The 23,918-nt window shown below is 66.1% G+C and carries 24 protein-coding genes; 15 read left to right on the forward strand and 9 right to left on the reverse strand.

The genetic code is table 11. The annotated features are described in order from the left end of the window. Window positions 1–30: 30 nt before the first annotated feature. The 3 genes from AC1DOX_RS07465 to ygfZ are packed head-to-tail and all read right to left on the reverse strand — an operon-like array spanning window position 31 to window position 2,239. The gene (locus AC1DOX_RS07465) at window positions 31–882 is read right to left on the reverse strand and encodes an NRDE family protein (protein WP_441614381.1); all 852 of its coding nucleotides are present in this window, start codon (window positions 880–882) and stop codon (window positions 31–33) included. A 33-nt stretch (window positions 883–915) separates the two neighbouring features. Then, entirely contained in the window at window positions 916–1,206 is a 291-nt protein-coding gene (locus tag AC1DOX_RS07470) for a DUF4936 family protein (RefSeq protein WP_441614379.1), read from the reverse strand. Window positions 1,207–1,225: 19 nt separating this feature from the next. Continuing rightward, the gene (gene ygfZ / locus AC1DOX_RS07475; RefSeq protein ID WP_441614377.1) at window positions 1,226–2,239 is read right to left on the reverse strand and encodes a CAF17-like 4Fe-4S cluster assembly/insertion protein YgfZ; all 1,014 of its coding nucleotides are present in this window, start codon (window positions 2,237–2,239) and stop codon (window positions 1,226–1,228) included. Between the two features lie 306 nt (window positions 2,240–2,545). On the opposite strand from ygfZ, the gene mltG reads away from it, so the two are divergent. From mltG to AC1DOX_RS07510, 7 genes are all read left to right on the forward strand, one after another. Next, on the forward strand, window positions 2,546–3,541 hold the full coding sequence (mltG, locus tag AC1DOX_RS07480) for an endolytic transglycosylase MltG (RefSeq protein ID WP_441614375.1): 996 nt from the start codon (window positions 2,546–2,548) through the stop codon (window positions 3,539–3,541). A gap of 7 nt (window positions 3,542–3,548) precedes the next feature. Beyond that, complete coding sequence (tmk, locus tag AC1DOX_RS07485; RefSeq protein ID WP_441614373.1) at window positions 3,549–4,160, forward strand: dTMP kinase; 612 nt, start codon at window positions 3,549–3,551, stop codon at window positions 4,158–4,160. 86 nt (window positions 4,161–4,246) lie between these two features. Further along, window positions 4,247–5,260 carry a DNA polymerase III subunit delta' gene (locus tag AC1DOX_RS07490; protein ID WP_441614371.1) on the forward strand — a complete coding sequence of 338 codons (1,014 nt, stop codon included), beginning with the start codon at window positions 4,247–4,249 and terminating at the stop codon, window positions 5,258–5,260. A gap of 95 nt (window positions 5,261–5,355) precedes the next feature. Further along, on the forward strand, window positions 5,356–5,805 hold the full coding sequence (locus tag AC1DOX_RS07495; protein WP_092133747.1) for a PilZ domain-containing protein: 450 nt from the start codon (window positions 5,356–5,358) through the stop codon (window positions 5,803–5,805). 36 nt (window positions 5,806–5,841) lie between these two features. Next, window positions 5,842–6,351 (forward strand): GNAT family N-acetyltransferase, encoded by a 510-nt coding sequence (locus AC1DOX_RS07500; protein ID WP_441614369.1) that lies wholly within the window; start codon window positions 5,842–5,844, stop codon window positions 6,349–6,351. 38 nt (window positions 6,352–6,389) lie between these two features. After that, on the forward strand, window positions 6,390–7,184 hold the full coding sequence (locus AC1DOX_RS07505; RefSeq protein WP_441614368.1) for a TatD family hydrolase: 795 nt from the start codon (window positions 6,390–6,392) through the stop codon (window positions 7,182–7,184). Beyond that, complete coding sequence (locus AC1DOX_RS07510) at window positions 7,177–7,905, forward strand: ankyrin repeat domain-containing protein (protein ID WP_441614367.1); 729 nt, start codon at window positions 7,177–7,179, stop codon at window positions 7,903–7,905. Before AC1DOX_RS07505 ends, AC1DOX_RS07510 begins: the two co-directional genes overlap by 8 nt. A gap of 101 nt (window positions 7,906–8,006) precedes the next feature. On the opposite strand, the gene AC1DOX_RS07515 is transcribed toward AC1DOX_RS07510, so the two are convergent. From AC1DOX_RS07515 to AC1DOX_RS07525, 3 genes are all read right to left on the reverse strand, one after another. Beyond that, window positions 8,007–9,059 carry a J domain-containing protein gene (locus AC1DOX_RS07515; RefSeq protein ID WP_441614365.1) on the reverse strand — a complete coding sequence of 351 codons (1,053 nt, stop codon included), beginning with the start codon at window positions 9,057–9,059 and terminating at the stop codon, window positions 8,007–8,009. A 221-nt stretch (window positions 9,060–9,280) separates the two neighbouring features. Beyond that, entirely contained in the window at window positions 9,281–10,732 is a 1,452-nt protein-coding gene (pdxR, locus tag AC1DOX_RS07520) for a MocR-like pyridoxine biosynthesis transcription factor PdxR (protein ID WP_441614363.1), read from the reverse strand. 229 nt (window positions 10,733–10,961) lie between these two features. Continuing rightward, window positions 10,962–11,366 (reverse strand): hemerythrin domain-containing protein, encoded by a 405-nt coding sequence (locus AC1DOX_RS07525; RefSeq protein WP_441614361.1) that lies wholly within the window; start codon window positions 11,364–11,366, stop codon window positions 10,962–10,964. A 386-nt stretch (window positions 11,367–11,752) separates the two neighbouring features. On the opposite strand from AC1DOX_RS07525, the gene AC1DOX_RS07530 reads away from it, so the two are divergent. The 6 genes from AC1DOX_RS07530 (at window position 11,753) to AC1DOX_RS07555 (ending at window position 17,323) form a co-directional block, all read left to right on the forward strand. Next, on the forward strand, window positions 11,753–13,342 hold the full coding sequence (locus AC1DOX_RS07530) for a cbb3-type cytochrome c oxidase subunit I (RefSeq protein ID WP_441614359.1): 1,590 nt from the start codon (window positions 11,753–11,755) through the stop codon (window positions 13,340–13,342). 3 nt (window positions 13,343–13,345) lie between these two features. Beyond that, window positions 13,346–13,948 carry a cbb3-type cytochrome c oxidase subunit II gene (locus tag AC1DOX_RS07535; protein ID WP_441614357.1) on the forward strand — a complete coding sequence of 201 codons (603 nt, stop codon included), beginning with the start codon at window positions 13,346–13,348 and terminating at the stop codon, window positions 13,946–13,948. Between the two features lie 21 nt (window positions 13,949–13,969). Further along, the gene (locus tag AC1DOX_RS07540; RefSeq protein ID WP_441614355.1) at window positions 13,970–14,578 is read left to right on the forward strand and encodes a c-type cytochrome; all 609 of its coding nucleotides are present in this window, start codon (window positions 13,970–13,972) and stop codon (window positions 14,576–14,578) included. After that, the gene (locus AC1DOX_RS07545; RefSeq protein ID WP_441614353.1) at window positions 14,544–15,344 is read left to right on the forward strand and encodes an SCO family protein; all 801 of its coding nucleotides are present in this window, start codon (window positions 14,544–14,546) and stop codon (window positions 15,342–15,344) included. Before AC1DOX_RS07540 ends, AC1DOX_RS07545 begins: the two co-directional genes overlap by 35 nt. Continuing rightward, window positions 15,341–16,027 (forward strand): hypothetical protein, encoded by a 687-nt coding sequence (locus AC1DOX_RS07550; RefSeq protein WP_441614351.1) that lies wholly within the window; start codon window positions 15,341–15,343, stop codon window positions 16,025–16,027. The genes AC1DOX_RS07545 and AC1DOX_RS07550 overlap by 4 nt, the downstream gene beginning before the upstream one ends. 105 nt (window positions 16,028–16,132) lie before the next feature. After that, on the forward strand, window positions 16,133–17,323 hold the full coding sequence (locus tag AC1DOX_RS07555; RefSeq protein WP_441614349.1) for an HD-GYP domain-containing protein: 1,191 nt from the start codon (window positions 16,133–16,135) through the stop codon (window positions 17,321–17,323). A gap of 58 nt (window positions 17,324–17,381) precedes the next feature. Here AC1DOX_RS07555 and AC1DOX_RS07560 read toward each other — a convergent pair whose 3' ends face one another. Further along, window positions 17,382–18,275 (reverse strand): LysR family transcriptional regulator, encoded by an 894-nt coding sequence (locus tag AC1DOX_RS07560; protein WP_441614347.1) that lies wholly within the window; start codon window positions 18,273–18,275, stop codon window positions 17,382–17,384. Window positions 18,276–18,387: 112 nt separating this feature from the next. Here AC1DOX_RS07560 and AC1DOX_RS07565 point away from each other — a divergent pair, with 112 nt between their 5' ends. Further along, entirely contained in the window at window positions 18,388–18,705 is a 318-nt protein-coding gene (locus AC1DOX_RS07565) for a DMT family transporter (protein ID WP_441614345.1), read from the forward strand. A gap of 101 nt (window positions 18,706–18,806) precedes the next feature. Continuing rightward, a complete protein-coding gene (locus AC1DOX_RS07570) occupies window positions 18,807–20,138 on the forward strand; it encodes a mechanosensitive ion channel family protein (RefSeq protein WP_441614343.1) in 1,332 nt (443 codons plus the stop codon). A gap of 53 nt (window positions 20,139–20,191) precedes the next feature. On the opposite strand, the gene purT is transcribed toward AC1DOX_RS07570, so the two are convergent. Together purT and AC1DOX_RS07580 are read right to left on the reverse strand one after the other, a co-directional pair. Next, window positions 20,192–21,394, reverse strand: a complete 1,203-nt coding sequence (purT, locus tag AC1DOX_RS07575; protein ID WP_441614341.1) for a formate-dependent phosphoribosylglycinamide formyltransferase — start codon at window positions 21,392–21,394, stop codon at window positions 20,192–20,194. A gap of 158 nt (window positions 21,395–21,552) precedes the next feature. Continuing rightward, on the reverse strand, window positions 21,553–23,736 hold the full coding sequence (locus AC1DOX_RS07580; RefSeq protein ID WP_441614339.1) for a TonB-dependent siderophore receptor: 2,184 nt from the start codon (window positions 23,734–23,736) through the stop codon (window positions 21,553–21,555). Window positions 23,737–23,918: the final 182 nt, after the last annotated feature.

A 23,918-nucleotide genomic window follows, 5' to 3' on the forward strand; every position in this document is an offset into this window, starting at 1 on the left:
GCCGACGGCGCGATCAGGCGCCGTCAGCGGTCAGCGCGGAGCGGGCACCGTGCCCGTATCGCGCGCGACCTTCAGGTGGCCGCGATAGGACACCTCGCCGGTCTGGCCGTTGGCATCGAAGCTGCGCTCRCAGAAGTCGAAGCGCCCGTCATGCCGCACGCGCAGCAGCGTGCTGGCGCGCGTGCCGTAGTTTGGCGATCGGATGAAGGCGGAGGACAGCAGCTTTTCCCATTCAGGCGCCACGCCCGTGCTGGGCAGCTCCCAGTCAGCCGCCTGGCGCTCGTCGGCCAGCAACTGGAGGTAGGGTTCGACGCTCGCCGTCACCTGGCCGCTGTCCGCCGCCAGCACTTCGCACATCGCGCCCACGCGGCTGCGCACCTTGGGCCAGGGCGTATCCAGCAGCGCGTTCGACAAGCCATACAGTCCGGGTTTCAGCCGTTGCGGCTGGCGTGACGGCGAACGGTTGCTGTACCACCAGAGATCGTGCAGGTCGCTTGCCAGCAGGTTGAAGCCGTTGTAGGCGCCGTGGTCGGACGCCAGGGCATGCAGATACTCGTCAGGCGATTGATCGCCGCGCAGGAAATGCGAGACAAGTTCGCCGCGCGAGCGCGCATCGGTCCGCTTCTCGGATGGCGCGCGGTAATTGGTCAGCGCGGCAAAGCGCGCACCGGCATGGCCGCGCTGCGCATTGGCGGTGGCGACGCCCATCCAGGTGCCGGGCTCGCCGATCACTTCCGCCATGTCGCGGCCACCCAGCACCTCTGGTGCGTCCTGCCACCATTGTGCCGCCGCCGCGGGGCGGGCGTAGAACTCGTCGCGGTTGCCAGCGACCACCAGGGCATAGTCCGGGTGTGATTGCCAGGCCACCAATATCAGGCACATATTCCTTCCTTTCCTACCAACTGCCGGAGCGGCTCAGAGCACGTCCAGGTCGACAAACCGCTCGGCTTGCCGCTCGCCGCTGATCCACTGCGCGAGCCCGCTTTGCCGCCACAGACCGTCCAGGGTGGCATCGAAGGCGGGAGGTACGTCCGCGTAGCTCTCCATCCAGGTCTGCATGCCGGCGCGGGTCTCGGGCCTGCGCATCAGCGTACCACCAATCCCGGTCGCCTCGGCGACCGTTTCCATCCAGCGATGCCAGTGCGGCAGGGCCTCCGTGGCCCGCGCGTCCGGCACCTTGAAATAGACGTAGAGATGATCGCTCATGGCGGGATTCCCGTGTCGGTCAGCCGGCGGCCTGCGCCTCGTTGGGCAGTGGCACTTCGTACGGCAGCGCACGCGTGGCCACGGCCGGGCCGTCGGCGGCACCCAGGCGCAGCGCGCCCGTGGCGGCATCGATCTTCAGTTCGGCCAGGCCATCCCAGCCACCTTCCGGCGCCGCCGCGGCGTTGACGATCATGCCGCAGGGTTGCTCGGGATCTTCCGGGCGGAAGATCTCGGCGGCCGCGGCAGGCACATCGCCTTCGCCATGGACCAGCCACATGCGGCGCTTCAGCGTGCCGCGATACTGGCTGCGCGCCACCACTTCCTGGCCCGGGTAGCAGCCCTTGCGGAAATTCACGCCGCCAATCAGTTCGAAATTGATCATCTGCGGCACGAATTGTTCCTGCGTGGCGGCGGCGATACGCGGCACGCCGGAGCGGATTTCCAGCCAGTCCCAGAAACCGGCGGAGGCCGGGGCCAGCCGGCCCGCCAGCGCCTGCTCCAGGCTATCGGCCTGCTCGGCCGGGGCGACGAGCTGCCAGCGCGGCTCGCCGTCCGCATCGGCCAGACGGATCACGGTCACGCCGGCGGCGCCGGCCGTGGCCAGCGGACCCTGCGGCGCGGGGAGCCCGGTGGCCGCCAGGGCGGCTTCGGCACCCGCACCGGCCACGCCCAGGATGCGATGCGTGGCGGACAGGTCCGACAGCTTCGCCTTGGCGCGCAGCACGAACATCGCCAGTCGTTTCTGGATCGCCGGCTGGATGTCGGCCGAGATCTGCAAGACGATGCCCTCGGCATCGCGCCACATCAGGAAGCTGGCCTGCAGCCGCCCCTTGGGCGAGCAGTAGCCCGCCAGCCGGGCGCCATCATCGGCGGAGAGATCCTCGACAGCATTGGTCAGCTGGGTGTGGAGGAAGGTAGCGGCATCGTCGCCGGCAACCCGGATCAGGCCGAGACCGGCAGGCGCGGCGACGATACCGTCGCGGTGCAGGGACTCGAGGCTGGAGGCAAGGGGCGGGAATTCGGTGGCAGGCATGCAGTCGGGCCAGGGTTGGCGGTACGGTAATAGGGCGCTTCGAATGCGCGATCGGTGCCGGGTTCCGTACTGGGTTCGGTTCAGCCAGCGGTGGCGGGATCGAAGCGGTTCGACAGCGCATATGGGGGCGGGTGCCGCCGCTGCAACGCCGGTATCGGCGTCGGTTGCGGATCGCGCAAAGTGGAGACGCGGACTCGTGGCGGCACGGGGCTCCCGGTATTATATGGGGCTGTCGCCATTCCGGCCGGCCGCCGCCCCGATCTCGACCTGCCGTTGGGGGCATGGCGGCGCCATCACACTCACTACATGAAACGTCTCTTCCTGCGTCTGGTCGGGGTCCTGCTGGTTTTCGCGATTGCCGCCGCGGGCGGCCTTGCCTGGTGGGCCAACCAACCGCTCGGCCTGCCGACGTCGCCTGTCGAAGTCATCATCAAGCCCAACTCCAGCGTGGCCAGCGTCGGCCGCCAGATCCAGCGCGGCGGTGTGTCCATGGATCCGCGCCTGTTCCAGCTGCTGGTCCGGATCACCGGCCATGGGGCCGATCTCAAGGCCGGGGGCTACCAGTTCGAGACCGGCGTCACGCCGCTGGACGTCATCGAGAAGATTGCCCGGGGCGAGGTCACGCACTACGTGGTCACCGTGATCGAAGGCTGGGAGTTCCGCAAGATGCGGGCTGCCGTGGATGCCAGCCCGGCGCTCAAGCATGACACCCAGGGCATGTCCGATGCGGACCTGATGCGCGCGATCGGCGCCGGCGAACCGTCGCCCGAGGGCCTGTTTTTTCCGGACACCTACCTGTTTGCCCGTGGCAGCAGCGACATCGAACTGTATCGCCACGCCTATCGCGCGATGCAGAAGCGGCTCAACGACGCCTGGAGCGCGCGTTCGCCCGACCTGCCGTACAAGACCCCGTACGAGGCGCTGGTGATGGCATCGATCGTGGAGAAAGAAACCGGGCAGGCCGTGGAGCGGCCGATGATCGCGGCGGTCTTCGTCAACCGCCTGCGCAAGAACATGATGCTGCAGACCGACCCGACCGTGATCTACGGTATCGGCGAGGGTTTTGACGGCAACCTGCGCAAGCGCGATCTGCTGACCGACACCCCGTACAATACGTACACGCGCACCGGCCTGCCGCCGACGCCCATCGCGCTGCCGGGGCTGGCCTCGCTGGCCGCGGCAACCGCGCCGGCGCCGTCCGACGCGCTGTATTTCGTGGCGCGCGGCGACGGCAGCAGTCATTTCTCCAATTCGCTTCCCGAACACAATCGCGCGGTCGACAAGTACCAGCGCGGCAAATAAGTCTTTCATGCGCGGAAAATTCATTACCTTCGAAGGCATCGACGGCGCGGGCAAGAGCACCCACATCGAGTGGGTCGCCGAGCGCCTGCGCGCACGGCCCGATACCGGCCAGGTCGTCACCACCCGCGAGCCCGGCGGCACCCCGCTGGGCGAGGACCTGCGCCAGTTGCTGCTGCACCGGCCCATGCACCTGGAAACCGAGGCGCTGCTGATGTTCGCCGCACGGCGCGAGCACATCGCCGAGGTCATCGAGCCGGCCCTGGTACGCGGCGACTGGGTGATCTCGGATCGCTTCACCGATGCCACGTTTGCCTATCAAGGCGGCGGCCGTGGCCTGTCCCTGGACCGGCTGGATGCGCTGGAGCAATGGGTGCAGGGCGACCTGCAGCCGGACCTGACGCTCCTGTTCGACGTGCCGCTGGAAACCGCCAGCGAGCGGCTGGCCGGTGCCCGGTCCCCTGACAAGTTCGAGGCCGAATCGCGCGCGTTCTTCCAGCGCACGCGCGCGGAATACCTGCGCAGGGCCAAGGCAGCCCCGGAGCGGTTCCGCGTGATCGACGCCACACGGTCGATCGAAGAGATTCGGGTGACGCTCGAGGAAATCCTCGCAAGTCTCTGATTATTTGCGTTTATATCCGCATGATGATGTTCGGGTGCAGTTCTCGGACAGTACATGAAACATCATCGCTAACTCATTGAACCCGCATGCTTTATCCCTGGCAACGAGAAGACTGGCAACGACTGACGGCCCTGCGCGAGCGGCTGCCGCATGCGCTGCTCCTCCACGGCCAGCAAGGCATCGGCAAGCGCGATCTGGCGCTGCAGTTCGCGCAGGGCCTGTTGTGTGAATCGCCGCTGGCTGATGGCCAGCCGTGCAATACCTGCGGCGCCTGTCATTGGTTCAGCCAGGGCAACCACCCCGACTTCACGGTGGTACGACCGGAGGTGCTGGATGCCGGCGCCGAGGTCGAAGGCGATGCCGATGGCGGTGGCGGCAAGAAGCGCGCGCCCAGCAAGATCATCCGCATGGAGCAGGTGCGCGCGCTGATCGAGGCCGTCGGCGTGGGCACGCACCGGGCTGGTCTGCGCATGGTGGTGGTGTATCCGCTCGACGCCTTGCAGACCGAGGGCGCCAACGCGCTGTTGAAGACGCTGGAGGAGCCGCCGCCGTCGACGGTATTCCTGTTGGTCACCGACCGGTTGGACCGAGTCTTGCCGACGATCCTGTCGCGCTGCCGGCAGTTTTCCGTGGAGCGCCCGACGCCGGTTGATGCGCTGGCCTGGCTGCGCAGCCAGGGCGTGGCCGATGCCGAGGCGCAACTGGCGCTGGCTGGCGGCTCGCCGCTGACGGCCTTGCACGCGGCCGAAGCCGAAGAGCAGCCGCTGCAACGCTGGCTGGTTGGCCAGTTGGGCGCCGGCGCCGCGTTCGACGCCCTGGCGGCGGCCGAGCAACTGCAGAAGCTGCCCGTGCCGGCCGTCCTTGGCATCCTGCAACGCTGGACTTACGATCTGCTGGCGCTGTGCCTGGGTGGCAGTGCCGTGCGCTACTTCCCCAAGGAAATGGCTGCGCTCGGGCGTTGCGCGGGCGCCACCGATGCGCACCGGCTGCAGGCCTTTGCCGCGCGGCTGGTCAGCCATCGCCGCAACGAGAACCATCCGTTGGCCGCACGCCTCGTTATGGAGTCGGTATTCCTGGATTACCGGCAATTGTTCCGCTGACCGGTAGGAATCAGGCAGCACACGTGGTACAAGTCGTTCGCAGCAATCATTTCCAATAGCCCGCGCAAAGCGGGCAACCAAAACTAGGGTCGAGCATGAATGCACCAGTCACGGGGGTTCCGCCGCGTCCTGCGGTCGCACCAGCCAATCCCAATCCAGCCGGCGCCAATACCGGCGTACCTGGCGGGCAGGCCACGGGCGGCGCGGCACAGCGTCCGAACGTGTTGTCGTTGTCGATCAAGGACCAGGCGGGGCTCTACGCGGCCTACATGCCGTTCCTGTCGCGCGGAGGCATCTTCGTGCCGTCCAATCGCCCGTTCCGGCTGGGCGAGCAGGTGTTCCTGGTACTGTCGCTGCTGGACCGGCCGCAGAAGTATCAGGTGCAGGGCACCGTGGCATGGATCACCCCAGCCGGCACCCCGATGAAGACCCCCGGTGTGGGCGTGCATCTGCCGGACGACGATAATGGCCGCAGCCTGAAACGGGCCGTGGAAGAAATCCTGGGCAAGGCCATCGAATCCGGCCGGCCTACTCAGACGTTATAAAATACGCGAACTTCGGTTCGCAAGTGGTTGTTAGATATGAGCATTTCTGGCTTTACCCTGCGCATCGCCGAGCGTCGCGACCTGCCCGGCATCGTCGAGATCTACAACAGCACCGTGGCGTCGCGCATGGTGACCGCCGACACGGAGCCCGTCTCCGTGGCATCCCGCCAGACGTGGTTCGATGCACACCAGCCCGAGCGACGTCCGCTCTGGGTTTGCGAGGATGCCGATGGCCGCATGGCGGGCTGGGTCAGCTTCTCGGATTTCTATGGCCGTCCTGCCTATGGCGCCACGGCGGAGGTGTCGATCTATCTGCACGAGGAACGCCGTGGACAAGGTCTGGGCCGCTACCTGCTGGAGCAGGCCATCGCTCATGCCCCCAAGGTCGGCGTCAATACACTGCTAGGCTTCATCTTTGGCCACAACGGCCCCAGTCTGGCGCTGTTCGAGAAGCATGGCTTCACGCGTTGGGGCGATCTGCCCCGCGTGGCCGTGCTGGACGGGGTGGAGCGAGACCTGGTCATCCTCGGCCGCCGGCTGGACTGACGGCGCCGCTGTGACGTCGCCGTTTTCCGAGATTTCATATGTTTGTCGATTCCCACTGCCACATCGATTTTCCCGAACTGGCCGAGCGCCTGCCCCAGTTGCTGGAGAACATGAAGACCAACCAGGTCTCCCATGCGCTCTGCATTTCCGTCACGCTGGAAGATTTTCCGCGCGTGCTGGCGCTGGCCGAACAGCATCCGAACCTGTACGCGTCCGTCGGCGTGCATCCCGATTACGAGGAAGGCGAAGAGCCGACGCTGGAACGCCTGCTGGCCCTGTCCGCCCATCCGCGCGTGGTGGGGACCGGCGAGACGGGGCTGGACTACTACCGGCTCAACGGCCGCAGCATCGACGACATGGAATGGCAACGCGAAAGGTTTCGCACCCATATCCGCGCCGCAAAGCAGACCGGCAAGCCGCTGATCATCCATACGCGGTCCTCGGCGGACGATACGCTGCGGCTGATGCGTGAGGAAAACGCCCGCGAGGCGGGCGGCGTGATGCACTGCTTCACGGAAACCTGGGATGTTGCCAGGCAGGCGCTGGACGAGGGGTTCCATATCTCGTTCTCCGGCATCGTCACGTTCAAGAGCGCGGCGGACCTGCAGGAAACGGCGAGGAAGGTGCCGCTTGACCGCATGCTGATCGAGACGGACTCGCCGTACCTGGCCCCGGTGCCGTATCGCGGCAAGACCAACGAGCCGGCGTGGGTGCGCCATGTGGGCGAGTTCATCGCCAATCTGCGCGGCGTGTCCGTAGCAGAAATCGCCGAACGGACGACGGACAATTTCTTCCGCCTGTTCAAGCATATAGATCGGAATGCTAATGTTTGATATGAAGAAGATCCGCGGGGCGGCCGCGGTCACCTTGCTGGGTGCCGCGTCGCTGGCGTGGGCCGCGCCGGCCGACGACATGCGCAAGGCGGTGGAATTCGACGACGGGAACACCGTGCAGAAGCTGCTGGCGCGTGGCGTGGACCCGAACATCGTCGACAACCGTGGCAATCCGATGCTGGTGGTGGCGCTGCGCGAGAAATCGCTCAAGGCTGCCACGGCGCTGATCAAGGCGAAGAACATCGACTTCGACAAGACCAATCCGGCCGGCGAGAACGCGCTGATGATGGCCAGCCTCCAGGGGGAACTGGATATGGTCAAGCTGATGGTCGACGGCATGGAAGCCGAAATCAACAAGAAGGGCTGGGCGCCGTTGCACTATGCCGCTACCAACGGCCACAACGACGTCGTGAAGTATCTGGTGGACCACGCGGCCTACATCGACGCGGAAAGTCCAAATGGGACCACGCCGCTGATGATGGCCGCGCGCGGCGGGCATATCGAGACCGTGAAGCTGTTGCTGGACGAGGGCGCCGACCTGCGCCTCAAGAACCAGCAGGGCATGACGGTGATCGACTTTGCCGACCAATACAACCAGAAGGAAATTGCCGATGGGCTGAAGTCCCGCTGGCAAAAACTCTACGGCGCGGTCCCTCCGCCGGCACCCAGACCGGAGCCCCCCAAGGCGCCCAACGGCCAGACGCAGCCGAAGCCGTACTGAAACGGCGAAGTCCGGACGACGAGCCTGTCGTACCGGACTTTTTCTTTTGGCGCTCCGGCCAGGCCGCGTAATGACGCCAGATATAAGGGGACCTGCGCCGCCTACGGAAATTCGCGCTCGGGGATCGTGACGCTACGCGATTTGCCCGGCACGCTGTAGAGCGTCAGGATGTTGTTGGCGAAGCTCGTGCCGTCGGTTTCGTTGATTTCTTCAATATGGAAGCGCTCCGACCGGAAAATCTCGCCTGTGTCCAGGCTCCGGTAGCGGACGTCATAGCTGCCCGGCGCAATGTTCTCCATCGTGAACGACGACCCGCTGCGTACGAAACTGGTGCGCACGGGAACCGGCGTGCCACCATCGATCGCCACCAGCTTCAGGAAGACGTCTGACTCGCTACGCGTATTGTCGACCGTCAGCGACGACAGCCCATCCGAATTGAGCACCGGGTAGCCCACCAGATAGCCCGACCGGGCCGGCCAGGGCAGCCCGCGCGGCGTTGTGCCGGGGCGTACGTACTTCGCTTCCTGCAAAGACGTGGACGATGCGGACGACCTGGCGACGGGCGCCGCCTGCACGGGCCTGACGATCTGGGGAGAACGCCGCTCGGTCGCGGATTCGCCCGGGGGAGACCACTCACCCAGCAACACCACGATGGCCGCGCCAATCCCCGCATAGAGCAGGAAGGACCACGACCTGGGCAGTGGCGCACCGGGTTTGCCCGCCGCCGCCCGTCTGGATGCCGACTTGCTCCTGGCCTTTTCCTTGCGGGATGGCCTGGCGGTCTCGGGTTGTGGCGAAGGCTGGGGCTGCCTGGGCGCGGCGCCTTGGGGCCGCGCCTGGCCGGTCGCACCGGCACGCGCCGGATGCGGCCCGGGATGCGATCCGAAATCTGGCCGGGCCGCCTGGGCGCGCCGCCGCCGCTGCTCGGCCTCGATCTTTTCCTGGGTGGAGATCCACTGGTCGTGTTCGGCACGGCGAGCCGGGTCGCTCAGCACGTCATAGGCCACGTTCAGCAGCCGCATGATGCGATTGGCTTCCTCCCCGTCCGCATGCCGGTCAGGGTGATATTTCTGGCTAAGCGATTTGTATGCGGCCCGGATGACTTCCGGGGGCGCGTCGCGGGAAACCTTGAGGTTGTCGTAATGGGTATGCATCAGGCAATCAGGACGCAATAGCGGAGGCCGACAACGATTAACGGCAGATTACGAATATCCTCAAGTTTTGATGCGGTGGGGTGGTGTCGTATGCGGCCTATCCAACAGAAAGCGGCGATGACGTGGCGCCGCAACAAATCTCGCCGACCGCCCAATCTGCGGTCCGATCTGGAGCCCGATTTCCTGGCCTCCGGATTGCCTCGCCTTCCACTGCAGCGCTGTCAGTTCTTTGCCTGCTTGCCGTCGAGCACCACGCTCAGGCGGGTCATGGCCGCTTCGATATCCGCGACGCCAATCCCGCCGTAGCCGAGCAGGATGCCTGGCCGTGGGCGGCTGCCGGCGTACATGCCCGTAATGCCGTAGAGCCCGATTGATGCGGCACCGGCCTGCGCGATAAGCGTGGCTTCATCGTGTGCAGCGTCGCCGTGCGCCTTGACTTCGGCGACGAGGTGGATGCCGGCCGCGGAAGGCAGCGCGGTCAGCCACGGCGAGAGCTCATTCTCCAGGTAGCGCAACAGCACGGCGCGGCGGGCCGCGTATTCCTTGTGCATGCGGCGCAGGTGCTTGGCGAAGTAGCCATCGAGCATGAATTTGGCCAGCGCGGTCTGCGTCATGGTGCAGCTGTGCCAGTCGCCCACCTGCTTGGCCTTGCGGATCCCCGCGGCCAGCGGCGCGGGTGGAATCACATAGCCCACGCGCAACTCCGGGAAGATCGTCTTGGAGAACGTGCCCACATAGGCCACAACGCCCGCGTTGTCCAGGCTCTTGAGCGACTCCATGGGCCGGCCCTCGAAGCGGAACTCGCCGTCGTAGTCGTCCTCGATCACCAGGGCGCCGTGCCGCTGGGCCCAGTCGAGCAGCGCCAGCCGGCGCTCCAGGCTCATCGGCATGCCCAGCGGGAACTGGTGCGATGGCGTGACGTAGATGAGGCGTGCGTCGGCTGGCAGCGAGTCGACCACGATGCCGTCGGCGTCCACCGGCACGTGGACGACTTTTGCGCCAAGCGCCGCGAAGATCGTGCGTGCGGGCGGATAGCCCGGGTCTTCCACGGCCACCACGTCGCCGGGGCGCAGGGTGACGCGCGCCAGCAGGTCCAGGGCCTGCTGGGCACCCTGGGTCATGATCACGTCCTGCCAGTTGCTGACCACGGCACGGCTGAAGGCCAGGTAGCGCGATACCGCCAGCCGCAATTCCTGCTCGCCGGCCGGGTCCCGGTACGCGCCACGGCCGCGCGCCTGCACGCGCAGCGCATGGCTGACACAACGGCGCCACTGGTCGAACGGAAACTGGCTCTTGTCCGTCACGCCGCCGAGGAAGTCGTAGTCAGGCGGCGAGTCGGTGCGCATCATCGGCAGCACGTCGGGCAGGTTGTCCCACAGGGAGTCCGCGCGCTGCAATGCCGCGGCGCGCGGTGGGGCGGGGGCCAGCCGGGTCATTTCCTCGGCCACGAAGGTCCCGTCGCCGGTGCGCGATCGCAGATAGCCTTCGGCGATCAGGCGCTCGAACACATCAAGGGTGGTCTTGCGGGACACGCCAAGCTGGGTGGCCAGTTCGCGCGTGGAGGGCAGGCGCTCTCCCGGCGCCAGCCGCCCGTCGACAACGCCGGCACGCAGCTGGCGATAAATCTGGCCGGCCAGACCCTGGCGGCCGTGAATGGTCAAATGCACGTTCATGGTGATGGGGACGTCTGGTGAGCGGTCTACCCGGCGCTGCGCGACTGGCCACCCGATTCTGGCTCGGGCTGCTTGATTCTACGAACCAGTGGCCATGTACGCCAGTTCGGCTCCCGCGACATGTTGCCGCGACATATCGCGTATTGCGGCGAGATATAGCAGGACGTTATGCCAGCCCCGTCATCGCCCGGGGGGATGACAAGGCGGGCATCACGCCACGGGGCGCGGCTCAGGCAGAAACGGGGGTGTCGCAGTGCGAACGAAAAGCGGGGTAGAGGCGGATCTCCTCGCGCGTCATGCGGGCGCGCAGCCGGGCGATGGTCCGGCCCAGCGCGCGGGCGAATTCCAGCTTGTCGCCGCCATGGCGATAGTGGTCGAAGAAATCCAGCACCTCGCGCGATATCACATGCATCTCGGCCTCGTAGTCTTCGGCAAGCTTGCGGGTGGCGTCGTGGCGGTGCATCGGCGGATAGAGTTTGTGGTCTTCGCGCGCCAGGTGCGCAAGAACCAGTTGGCGGAGCTGGCCCAGCGTCTTGCGGCCGGCCTCCGTGCCGATGCCCTGGACATGCAGCGCGTCGAGCATGGCGAAGATCTGTTTATGTTCGGCAAGCATGGTGTCGATGAGGGCGGTCATGGGCTGAGATCCTTGTTGTGATCGCGGGTTGGGATCGCGTTGTGCGCGAGTCGTTGTCGTTGATGGTTGCCCGGGCGGTGCACCGATTCTATTAAAGTTGCATTTTATTTGCAACTTATAGGCCTGCGTCGAGCAGGGACGTTTTGCACCGGCGGCAGGGTTGTTATTGGCAGCGGCGACAAGGTTCCAAACGCTCGTATGGTGGCTACCCAAAAAACCGGGAAAGTGGCTATGTGCCACATTCCACCCGATGCGTAATCTGCGCACTGTGGGAAGCCGACGCTGCTTTCCGCCCTTGTCCTGAGCCCCCGTTCCGATCTCGCCCCCGCGCCCCGCGCCATGTCCGTCCGCCCCATGTCCGTCCGCCCCATGTCTCCAACCCAGCCATGAATACCGTTGCCATTCTGCTGTCGGCCTTCCTGCTATCCGTGGTCGCGCTCGCGGCGTTTATCTGGAGCATGCAGCGCGGCCTGTTCGATACCTCGCCCGCCGCCGCGCGCGTCATCTTTGGCGATGGGGAGGCGGGGCACCCGGAGGACCCGGCGTCCCGTCACGGCGACCAGGGGATCGATGACCCGTCCCGCGATGCGGCTGACGAGTCGTCGTCGCCCGTGGTGTTCCTGTTCATCTGCTGCGCGATGGTGTGGCTGGTGGTGGCGTCGCTGGCCGGGCTCACTGCCTCCGTCAAGCTGCATGAGCCGGACTTGCTGGCTTCCGTGCCGTGGCTGTCGTTCGGCCGCATCCGCACCATGCATCTGAACGCGGTGGCCTACGGCTGGGCGCCGATGGCAGGGCTGGGCATCGCGCTGTTCCTGTTGCCACGCCTGCTCAAGACACCGCTGGTGGGCGCGCGCTGGGCCGTGCTGGGCGCCGCGCTGTGGAATGCCGGCCTGATCGCGGGCATCGGCAGCATCGCGGCCGGTATCTCCGATGGCATGGAATGGCTGGAGATTCCCTGGCAGGTGGACATCCTGTTCGTCGTCGGCGGTGCCTTCGTCGGCGTGCCGCTGGTGCTGACGCTGGTCAACCGCAATGTGGATCACCTGTACGTGTCGGTCTGGTACATGGGTTGCGCGCTGTTCTGGTTCCCGGTGCTGTTCCTGGTGGCCAATTTCCCGGGGCTGCACTTCGGCGTGGAGCAGGCCACCATGAACTGGTGGTTTGGCCATAACGTGCTGGGGCTGTTCTATACGCCGCTGGCGCTGGCATCGATCTACTACTTCCTGCCCAAGGTCATCGGTCAGCCGGTCAGGTCATACGGGCTGTCGCTGCTGGGATTCTGGGCGCTGGCGTTCTTCTACGGCCAGGTCGGAGGACACCACCTGGTGGGTGGGCCGGTGCCGGGCTGGCTGATTACGCTGTCGATCGTGCAGAGCATGATGATGCTGATCCCGGTGATCGCGTTCTCGATCAATCAGCACCAGACGCTGCGCGGCAACTTCCGCCGCCTGATCGATTCGCCCACACTGCGCTTTGTCACGTTCGGCGGGATGATGTACACGCTGAGCTCGATCCAGGGCTCGTTCGAGGCATTGCGCGCCGTCAACCGCGTCACCCACTTCACCCACTACACGGTAGCGCACGCGCACCTGGGCCTCTACGCGTTCGTCAGCTTTGCGTTCTTTGGCGCCATCTATTTCATCGTCCCGCGCGTGACGGGCCGCGAATGGCCGTACCGCTGGATGATCTATTTCCACTTCTGGCTGGCGGCGGGCGGCATCGGCGTGTACTTCATCGGTCTGAGCATCGGCGGCTGGCTGCAAGGCCTGGACATGCTCGATGCGGCAAAGCCGTTCATGGATTCGGTGACGGTCACCATCCCGTACCTGAAGGCCCGTTCGCTCGGCGGGCTGATGATGCTGACGAGCCATCTCTTTTTTGTTGCCAACTTTGTCTGCGCGATCTTCGGGCTGGGCCCCAACCGCGATCGTCCGGCGTTGTTCCACCAGGGCCGCAAGCGCGTGCAGGGAGTCTGAACCGTGAACAATGAAAGCGCCCTGCTGGCCGGGGGCATGACCATGCTGGCGCTGGCCACCAGCGCCCTGGTCGTGATTCCGTACCTGCAACTGAAGGACGTCAAGCCCACCGAGGGCGTCAAGCCCTACACGGCCGCGCAGTTGCGCGGGCGTGAGGTCTATATCGCCAACGGCTGCATCTACTGCCACTCGCAACAACCCCGTGACAGCGCGTTCGCACCGGACGACAAGCGCGGCTGGGGCCGGGTGGCCGTGGCCGGCGACTACTACTACGACAATCCGCACCTGCTGGGCACCATGCGCACGGGACCGGACCTGATGAATATCGGCGTGCGCCAGCCAAGCGCAGACTGGCATCTGGGTCACTTGTACCAGCCGCGCGCCTACGTCAGCGCCAGCATCATGCCAAGCTACCCGTACCTGTTCGACGTCAAGGATGCGCCAGACCCGGGCGAAAAGGCCGTGGCGCTGCCGCCCGGCTACGCGCCGCCGGGCAAGGTGGTGGTCCCCACGGCGGCCGCGCTGGACCTGGTGGCCTACCTGCAGTCGCTGAACCGCACCGGCGCCGTGCTGCCGGCGCCGGAAGGCACCACGACCACCAAATAAGCGCATCCGGAGAGAACAGAGATGGAAAATCCATCGGAAAAACGCCAGGCCGCCGCCGCGCGGGCGCGCGAAAATCCGGACCCGCACGAAAACCGGACGCCCATGCCAAAGGTTGTGCTGGCCCTGGTCGTGGCGCTGGTGGCCTGGGGCGCCTGGTATATCGTCAGCGCGCCAATCAACGAGCCATCGGCGCTGGGTGATCGGCGCACCATGGCGGACCTGCGAGGCAAGCCCCAGGCGGCCGGTGGCGCCGTGGACGGGGCTGCCGTATTCCAGGGGCGTTGCGTGGCATGCCACCAGGCCACGGGGCAGGGTTTGCCGGGGGTGTTTCCGCCGTTGGCCGGGTCGGAATGGGTCACTGGCAAGGATGCGAAGCTGGCAAGCATCGTCTTGCGCGGCGTCACCGGCAAGCTGACCGTGAAGGGCACGGCCTACAACGGCGCCATGCCGGCCTTCGCTGACCAGTTGAGCGATGCCGAGATCGCCGCGGTGCTGACCCACGTTCGCAGCCAGTGGGGAAACACTGCGCCCGCCGTGACGGCCGAAACCGTTGCCGCGGCACGGGCCGAGACTGCCGCGATGAAGGCGCCATTCGATGGCGACGCGGCGCTCGGCAGCCCGGGTGGCTAGCCAGGGGCTGACGGCACGACATACCGGCCGGCGCGCTCGTCACGGGCCCTGGCCGGTGGTGGCCTTGTTGCTTGCGCTGGCGCTTGGCGGCGCGGCGATCTGGCAGCTGACATACGGCCTCACATCCTGGACGCTCGACCAACGCCGCGAGGTACGCATCGCCGCCGGTGGGCTGCAACTGCCGGCCATCGACGTGCGCAACCAGCATGGCGAGCCGCTGCGGTTGTTCGCCGATCCGGGGAGCGCGCCCGCGATCTACATCGTCGATTTCATCTACACACGCTGCCTGACCGTGTGCCGCGCGCTGGGCGCCGAGTTCACGCAACTGGCGCACCAGATCGGCGCAGACGGCATGGCCGGGCGGATCGGGCTGCTATCGATGTCGTTCGACCCCCGCGACGTGACCGCCGACCTGGCCGGCTACGCGCGTGAGCATCAGGCCCGCCTGCCGGACTGGCAGGTGGTCGGCGCGGTCTCGATGACGTCCATGCAGACGCTGCTGCGCGACGCGGACATCATCGCCATTCCGGACGGCCTGGGCGGCTTCGAGCACAACGGCGGCCTGCATGTGGTGGACGCCAGCGGCCACGTGCTCGCGGTCTATCCGCTGGCAGACTTCCGCGCGGCCTACGCATTCGCCCGCAAGCGCGCAGGCACCGGCGCAACGGCAGCAACTGTGACAACCACAGTAACCGGTGCCACCTCTGCAACAACCGCATCAATCGCAGCACCCGGCGCCACCGCAGCAACCGGAGCCACCAGATGAGTGCGGCCCGCCCGTTCACGCGCCGGACCGCCGCGTCGCGACCGACCGTCCCGACCATCGGTAGGCTGGCCGCACTGGCGGTGCTGGCCATGCTGGCGGTGGTCGCGCTTGTCGCGCCGTTGCGCGAATGGCTCGAAGTCTCGATGGCGCGCCAGATGCTGGTGCTGCTGCCGTGGGTCTTTGCTGCCGGTTGCCTCTCGCCGCGGCTCCTGCCCCTGCGTGGACGAGGGCGGCTGGCCCGAGCCTCACGCCCCTACGCGCTGACGCTGCTGGTGGTGGCTACCGTGGCCTATGGCGCCTGGATGCTGCCGATCGCGCTCGACCTGTCGCGGATTTCACCGTGGATCAATGTCGCCAAATACATCACCGTGCTGTTGGCCGGCTTGTCAACCGGCGTGGCGCTGCGGGTCAGCGCCTGGCCAATAGTGTTGTTCTTCGGAGGCAACGTGGTCTGGATGGGGCTGACCTTCGGTATGCTCTTCCTCGATGCGGAATCGCGCCTGTGCGCGAGCTACCTGATCGATGACCAGCGCATGGCGGGGGTCGGCCTGATGGTATACGCGATGGTGCTGGGCGTCTGGCTGCTGGTTTGGGCGGCCCGCCGGGCGGATCGCGCGGATTCCGCTAAAGAATTGGCCGCGACTGCCGTTAACGCGGGCGAAATGGGGTCGCAAGAACAATAGCGGGAGTCACGGTCAACGATGCCGGGCTCCACGACAAGGGGCCTGAAGAGCCCTGAAATATCCGGGGCGGCGAAGCAAATTCGCGCCCAATTGATAGGGGCAAGCATGCTGAGAAGAATCAAAGCGGAGCAGCTGCAGGTGGGCATGTTCGTGGCCAGGCTTGGCGGACCCTGGATGAACCACCCGTTCTGGCGTTCGCGCTTCCTCGTGACCAGCGACGAGCAGGTCGAGCAGATCCAGGCGGCCAATGTCCAGGACGTCTGGATCGACATCCTCAAGGGGCGGAATCTGCCGACGCCGGCGACGCCGGACGCGATGGAAGACGAAATCGAAACCGAGGAGGAGCTGGAGTCGAATTTCGAGGACGAACTTGAGCGCGCGCGCGAGCTGATCAAGACCGGCAGGTCCCTGATCGGCAACATGTTTGGCGACGTACGGATGGGTCGGGCGCTGGAGACCAACGGCGCGCTGTTGCTGGTCGATTCCGCGTCCACGTCGCTGTCGCGCCATTCGCAGGCGCTGCTGGCGATGGCCCGGCTCAAGGAGAAGGATGACTACACCTATCTCCATTCGTTTTCCGTCTGCGCGCTGATGATCGCGGTGGGCCGCACGTTGAAGCTGCCCGATGGCGAAGTCCGCGAACTGGGGCTGGCCGGGCTGGTGCATGATATCGGCAAGCTGACGCTGCCCGATTCGATCCTGCTGAAGGCCAGCGACCTCTCGCCGGCCGAGGAAGAACAGATGCGCCGCCACCCGTCCGCCGGCTATCGCATCCTGAACGAGGCACGGCTCTATACGAACATACCGCTGGATGTCTGCGTGCACCATCACGAGCGCGTGGACGGACGCGGCTACCCGTTCGGGCTGGTCGAGCACGAGATCAGCGTGCACGCCAAAATCGCGGCCATCTGCGATACCTACGATTCGCTGACGTCGCCACGGCCCAATCATCAGGCGTGGTCCCCGGCGCGGGCGGTGGAGTACATCGCCGTACGCGTGGATACGCTCTTCGATCGCCGCGTCTTCAAGGCTTTCACACGCACCGTCGGGATCTATCCGCTCGGCACCGTGCTGCGGCTGCGCTCCAACCGGCTGGCCGTGGTCTGTGGCCAAAACGACGACGAGCCGCTGCGCCCGCGCGTGATGACGTTCTACTCGGTCGCCGCGTCCACCGCGCTGCCGCCGCAGCTCATCGACTTGTCGCACAGCGAGGACACGGTGGTGGCGTTCGAGGATGCCAGGCAGTGGGGCTACAGCGACGAACAGCTCATGGCGATGTACGCTCCCCACGGCTGATCCGGTCGGTCGCCGCAGTCAGTCGGTCCGCCCCAGTTGGCCTGCTGAGTTGGCACGGTCAGTCGGCAAGCACCCAGGGCGACTGCCGCAGCGCCTCCATCACAAAATCGTTGAAGGCCCGGACCCGCCCGCTGTGGCGCAGGTCCGGGTGCGTCAGCAGCCAGACCGGCGTGTCGAGCGCCGGATCGGGTTCCGCCAGCCGGACCAGCGAATCGTCCGCATCGCCCAGCATGCAAAGCAGCATGCCGGCCCCCATCCCGTAGCGAACCGCCTGCGCCATTGCGACCAGGCTGTCGGCGCGCACCGCACAGCGGTCCGCCGGCACATTGGCGACGGCCCAGCGCGCCTGCGCGAGGTGCGACAGGCTTTCGTCGGGAACCACCCAGGCATGGCCAGGCCAGTGAGCCTCCGGCGGGGCATCCAGCCGGTCGAGGTACGCACGCGCGGCATAGGGCGCGGTCTGCAGCCGGCCCGCGCGCCGGCCCACCAGGTGCTCCGGCGGCTCGGCAGCGGGGCGGATGGCCACGTCGGCCTCGCGCCGGGTCAGGCTCAGGAACGAGTTGTTGATAACCACCTGAAGCTCGATGCGCGGGTGGCGCAGGCGGAAATTCGCCAGCACCGGCATCAGCAGGCCATAGGCGAGGGTGTCCGTCGTGGTCACGCGCAGCGGGCCGCTCAGTTCCGCGTCGCGTCCCGCCAGCTGGCGCTGCGCGGCTTCGATCAGTTCGCCGACGCCATGGAGCTGCCCGGCCAGCAACTCGCCGGCCGGCGTCATCGCGTAGCCGGCAAGGTCGCGCGCAAACAGCCGCGTGCCGAGGTCATCCTCGAGCTTGTTCAGCCGCCGCAGCACCGTGGAGTGATTGACCTGCAGCGCCCGCGCGGCCGCCGCCAGCGATCCGCCACGGCTGACGGCAAGAAATACCTTCAGGTCGTCCCAGTCAGGTTCATGCATTTTTGCATTGCCTTTCCGCAGAAACGGTGAATGGATATGCCAATGTGCGGAGCCTACATTGTCGGCAAGGCGCGCGCAAACGCGACGCCGTCCCACTCGCAAGGAACTGCATATGGCATGGACACTGCTGATCATCGCCGGTCTGATCGAAATCGTGATGGCCCTGGCTCTCAAATACACCGACGGCTGGACGCGGCCCGGGCCGACCGCACTGGGCATCGGCGCGGCGCTGGCCAGCATCTTTCTGTTGAGCAGCGCGCTGCGGCACCTGCCGGTGGGTACCGCCTACGCGGTCTGGACGGGCATCGGGGCGATCGGCGTGACGATGGCGGGCATCGTCTTTCTGGGCGAGTCCGCGTCGCCGCTGCGGCTGATGCTCATTGCGCTGATCTTTGCCGGGATCGGCGGCCTGAAGCTGCTGCCTGCATGAGACGTATCTGAAAGTGCGCGGATCGTCGGGGCGCGGGGGGGGGAAATCATGGCGGGCGGCTAGTACACTTGGCGTCTGTCCGCTGAGGAAACGCCTGACCGATGAATTTCGATGATCTGCTGGATCTGTTCCAGCAACGCATTCCTGCCCATCCGTGGGCGCAGATTTCGCTCTACGTGCTGGCGCTGGTGGTCATCGCGGCCATCGCGCAATGGCTGGTCGCGCGCGTGGTCGGCCGGATCGTGTATCGGGTGCTGAGCCTGTCAGGCAACCGGACCTGGGCTGCCGCGCTGATGCGCCACCGGATTTACCGCCGGCTGGGCTACGCGATCTTCCTGGCCGTGATCACGCTGGGCATCAGCGAAGTGCCCAACCTCGGGCACTTTTCGCAGGGGATCGAGCGGCTGGCGCATTCGGGTACGTGGATCAGCGTCTTCCTGATGCTGTCCGGGTTGCTGGGCGCGTGGCAGACGGTGTTTTCCGGCAGCCGGCGCGCGCAGACGCGGTCGATCAAGGGGTATGTCCAGGTGGCGCAACTGGCGCTCTGGCTGATCTGCGGCGTGCTGGTGCTGTCGATCCTGATCGACCGCTCGCCGCTGTGGATGCTCTCCGGCATCGGTGCGCTGTCCGCGGTGGTGCTGCTCGTGTTCAAGGACACGCTGCTGTCGCTGGTGGCCAGCACGCAGCTGACCTCCAACGACATGTTACGTATCGGCGACTGGATCGAGATGCCGCAGTCCAACGCCGACGGCTATGTGGTGGACATCGCGCTGCACACGGTCAAGGTCAAGAACTGGGACAACACCGTAACCACGGTGCCGACCTACAAGCTCTTCTCGGAGAGCTACCGCAACTACCGGCACATGTTCGAGTCGGGCGCGCGGCGCATCAAGCGGACGCTGCGGATCGACGCCACCAGCGTACGGTTCCTGGAGGACGACGAGATCCACGCACTGATGCGTTTCCGGCTGCTGCATGACTACCTGGAGATCAAGCAGGCGCAGGTGGAGCAGGCCAACCGCAGCTTGGCGGAATCGGAGAACGACCGCGTCAACCGCCGGCGCCTGACCAACGTGGGAACGTTCCGCGCGTACGGCATCGCGTACCTGCGCGCACATCTTGAGATCCACCACGACTTGTTGCTGAACCTGCGCATGATGGAGCCGGATTCGCAGGGCATTCCCATCGAGGTCTATTGCTTCACCACGCTGACCGGGTGGACGGACTACGAGCGGATCCAGGGCGATATCTTCGACCACCTGCTGGCGATCCTGCCAGAGCTTGGGCTGAGGCTCTACCAGTCGCCGTCGGGGGCGGACCTGAGCGGTTTGCGGGCGAATCCGGTGCTGGGTGGCCAGCACGCCGCGATGGCGGTGGCGGCGGCCGACGCCGGCATGGAGCGCGCGCCCGGCAATGAAAACCGGGCCGCATAGCGGCCCGGGATGTCGACTGCCGGCGGCCACACGGCTACCGCCGGCTCGGCCTCTCAGGCCTTGCGCGGCTTGACCCGACCGGCGGCGTCCTTGGCGCGCTCGCGGGCCGTGTCCACGTTTTCGGCGTAGGCCAGCGCCACGCCCATGCGGCGTTTGACGAAGGACTCGGGCTTGCCGAACAGGCGCAGTTCGGTCTGCGGCACGCGCAGCGCTTCATCCACGCCGTCGAACACGATGCCCTCGGCATCCACGCCGCCATAGATCACGGCGCTCGCGCCGGGGCTCTTCAGCGCCGTGCTGACCGGCAGACCCAGGATGGCGCGGGCATGCAGCTCGAATTCGTTTTGCCACTGCGTGATCATCGTCACCATGCCGGTGTCGTGCGGACGCGGGCTGACTTCGCTGAACCAGACCTGTTCGCCCTTGACGAACAACTCTACGCCAAACAGGCCCTGACCGCCCAGGTCCGCCGTCACCGCGCGGGCGATATGCTGCGCCGTCTCCAGCGCCTTCGGGTGCATCGGGTGGGGCTGCCAGCTTTCCACGTAGTCGCCGCTGACCTGCACGTGGCCGATCGGCTCGCAGAAATGCGTTTCCACCTGGCCCTTGTCGCCCACGGCGCGCACCGTCAGCAGCGTGATCTCGTAGTCGAAATCAATGAAACCTTCCACGATCACGCGGCCGTGGCTCACGCGGCCACCAGCCATTGCATAGTCCCAGGCGGCCTTCACACCTTCCGGGCCGTCGATCTTGCTCTGGCCCTTGCCCGAGCTGCTCATCACTGGCTTCACCACGCACGGATAGCCGATGCCGCCGTCGATGGCGGCCTGCAGCTCTTCCAGCGAGTCGCAGAACTTGTACGGGCTGGTGGGCAGGCCGAGCGTCTCGGCGGCCAGGCGGCGGATGCCCTCGCGGTCCATGGTCAGGCGCGCCGCACGGGCGGTCGGGATCACGCGGACTACGCCGGCAGCTTCCAGCGCTTCCAGGGTGGGTGTGGCGATGGCCTCGATCTCGGGCACGACCAGGTCGGGGCGCTCGGCCTCGATCAGCACCTTCAGTTGGTCGCCATCGCTCATCGTGATGGTGCGGGCATGGTGGGCCACCTGCTGGCCCGGTGCATTCTCGTAGCGGTCTACCGCGATGGTCTCCACGCCCAGGCGCTGCAACGCGATCAGCACTTCCTTGCCGAGCTCGCCGGAGCCCAGCAGCATGACTTTGGTGGCGGAGGGGGAGAGGGGCGTTCCAAGGGTGGTCATGGCGGGGCGGCTCGGGAATAAAGGACGGATAAAGACCGGGATTGTATACGCGGCGGATGGGCGGCGGAAAGACGAACGGCGATGGAGGTGCTGGGGTCCCCCGGCCCCAAAAGCAAAACGCCCCGCCGGGCGGGCGGGGCGTCTCGTGGTGCGCCGGATCAGTACGAGATCTTTGCGCTGAGGCTGATTGCGCGAGGATCGGCCGGCTGCACGTAGTCGGCGTACTGGAAGCCCCAGTAACGCTTGTTGGTCAGGTTGGTCAACGCGGCACGCAGCGTCAGGTCCTTGCCGCCCACACGGGTGTTGTAGGTGGCACCCAGGTTGAAGACCGTGTAGCCGCCCAGCGTCACGTCGCCGGCCGGACGCAGCTTGGTGGTGCTGGTGTACTTGCCATCGACGCCCACGCGCAGGCCCGGCACGAACGGGATGCGGTAGCCCAGGCTACCGGCCAGCACGAAGTTCGGCGCGCCGGCCACGCGGTTGCCGTTGTTGGCGGCGCCGCGCGCATACCAGCTGTCGAGGTACATGGCACTGCCGGTCAGGTCGAACTGACCCAGGCGTGCGTAGCTGTCCAGTTCGATACCCTGGTAGATCTCCAGGCCGTCCTGCGCAAAGAAGCCGTTGGACGCGTACTGCGCGCCGCGCTCCACGCGGAACAGCGCGGCCGTGCCGGTCCACTTGCCCTGGTCGGTCTTGGCGCCGATCTCATACTGCTTGCTGCGGATCGGGTTCAGTTGCTGGCCAAAGTTGGAGTAGGCCGGATTGGTGACCTGCTGGCCAGGTTCCAGCGATTCCACGTAGCTCGCGTAGAGCGTGGTGGACGGCATCGGCTTGAACATGACCGCGATGGTCGGCGACAGCACGCCGTTCTTGCTGTACGTGCTGGTCGTGGTGCCGCTGCGGTCGTAGTTGTTCTGCTCGAAGTTGGTGTAGCGCAGGCCGCCCAGCACCGACCACTTCTCGGTGAGCTGCACGGTATCGGACAGGAATACCGCCTTCTGCGAGATGTCGCTCGCACGGTATTCGCTCATGCCGCCCTGCGAGTAGTAGACGCCCGTGTACGGCAGTGCCAGGTTGCCGGTGCCCAGCTGGAAGTACTTGTCCGTGCCGATGCTGTAGCGGTCGATCTGCTGCTGCCAGCTCACGCCACCGACCAGCTGGTGCGAGAACGGACCGGTGCGGAACTTGCCCTCGACCATCGTCGTCCACTGGCTGAACTGGTGCGCCTGGGTGCCGTCGTAGCGGAAGTCGTCGTAGTTGCCAAGGCTGTCGGTCAGGACCAGCGACGTCTCGTTCCGGCTGCGGGACACCTTGCTGAAGCTGTAGTTGGTGCTGACGGTCCAGTCCGGGTTGAGGTTGTAGCGCAGGCCCGTGCTGTACAACTGCAGGTTGTTGAACATGTGCTGGTCCGGACCGGCGTACAGCCCGCCGCGGCCGCTGACCACGCCGGGCAACTGCTGGCCGGCGGGCAGCGAGTAGGTGGCGAACGTCGGCGTCTGCCCGTAGTTGCGGCGATCCGTATAGAGGCCGTCGAAGGTCCAGGTCAGGTCCCGCGTGATGCGGGCATCCAGGCTCAGCGATACCGAATCGCGGTTCATGCCCACCGCGTTGGACGGCTTGCCTTCTTCATGCGTCACGTTCAGGCGATAGCCGAACATCTTGTCCGGACCGGCACGGCCGCCGATATCGACGTGCTCGCTCCACACGTGGGCGCTGCGATAACCCAGTTCCAGGCTGGCCGTGAACTGCTCGGTCGGCTTCTTGGTCACGTAGTTGATGGCGCCGCCGGGCGTGGCAAAGCCATACATGAACGCCGTGGAACCCTTGAGCAGTTCCACTTGCTCCAGTTGCTCGTAGGGCAGGGTGATGCCATAGCCGACATACGGCATGCCATTGACCCTGAAGGCGTTTTGCCAGTCCAGCTGCATGCCGCGCACGGTCAGGTAGGCCGACCAGCTATTGTTGGCATTGCTGTTGTCCGATACCGATGCATCCAGCGCGAACACGTCGCCAAGCTTGGTGACGGCGCGGTCGGCAAGCTGCTCGCCGCTGACGATCGTCGTCGAGAACGGTGTGTCCAGCTGCGAGCGCGATCCCAGCGCGCCACTGCTGACGCGTTTTTCCAACTGCTGTCCCTGATCGTCCGGCGTGACGGCGGCACTGACGGTGACCGCCGGCAGGGCCTGCTCGGTGGGCGTCGCGGGTGCGGTCGCCGTCTGCGCGAAGGCCGCGCCGCACAGCGGGAAGCCGGTCAGGACGGCCATGCGGGCAAGGGCGGCAAAAGGGCGGATACGCGAGGGCGCGTGTTGCCGGCGCGCAGCGGTGGACAAGCTGGAAGTCATTTTCTTGTTGGTTCGAGGATGAAAATGGTAACGTTAATGCGAATAATTCGTGTTAACGTTTAAGAAGCCGAATAATGCCCACCCAGTCTTGGAACCGTCAAGGAAAACCCCGAGGAATTGTGGCGTTTTTGCGATTGCGGCCGGCTTCGCCGCGCTTTGTGATGCCATTTCACACAGTTTGG

Source organism: Cupriavidus sp. 01L415 (genome assembly GCF_056400065.1).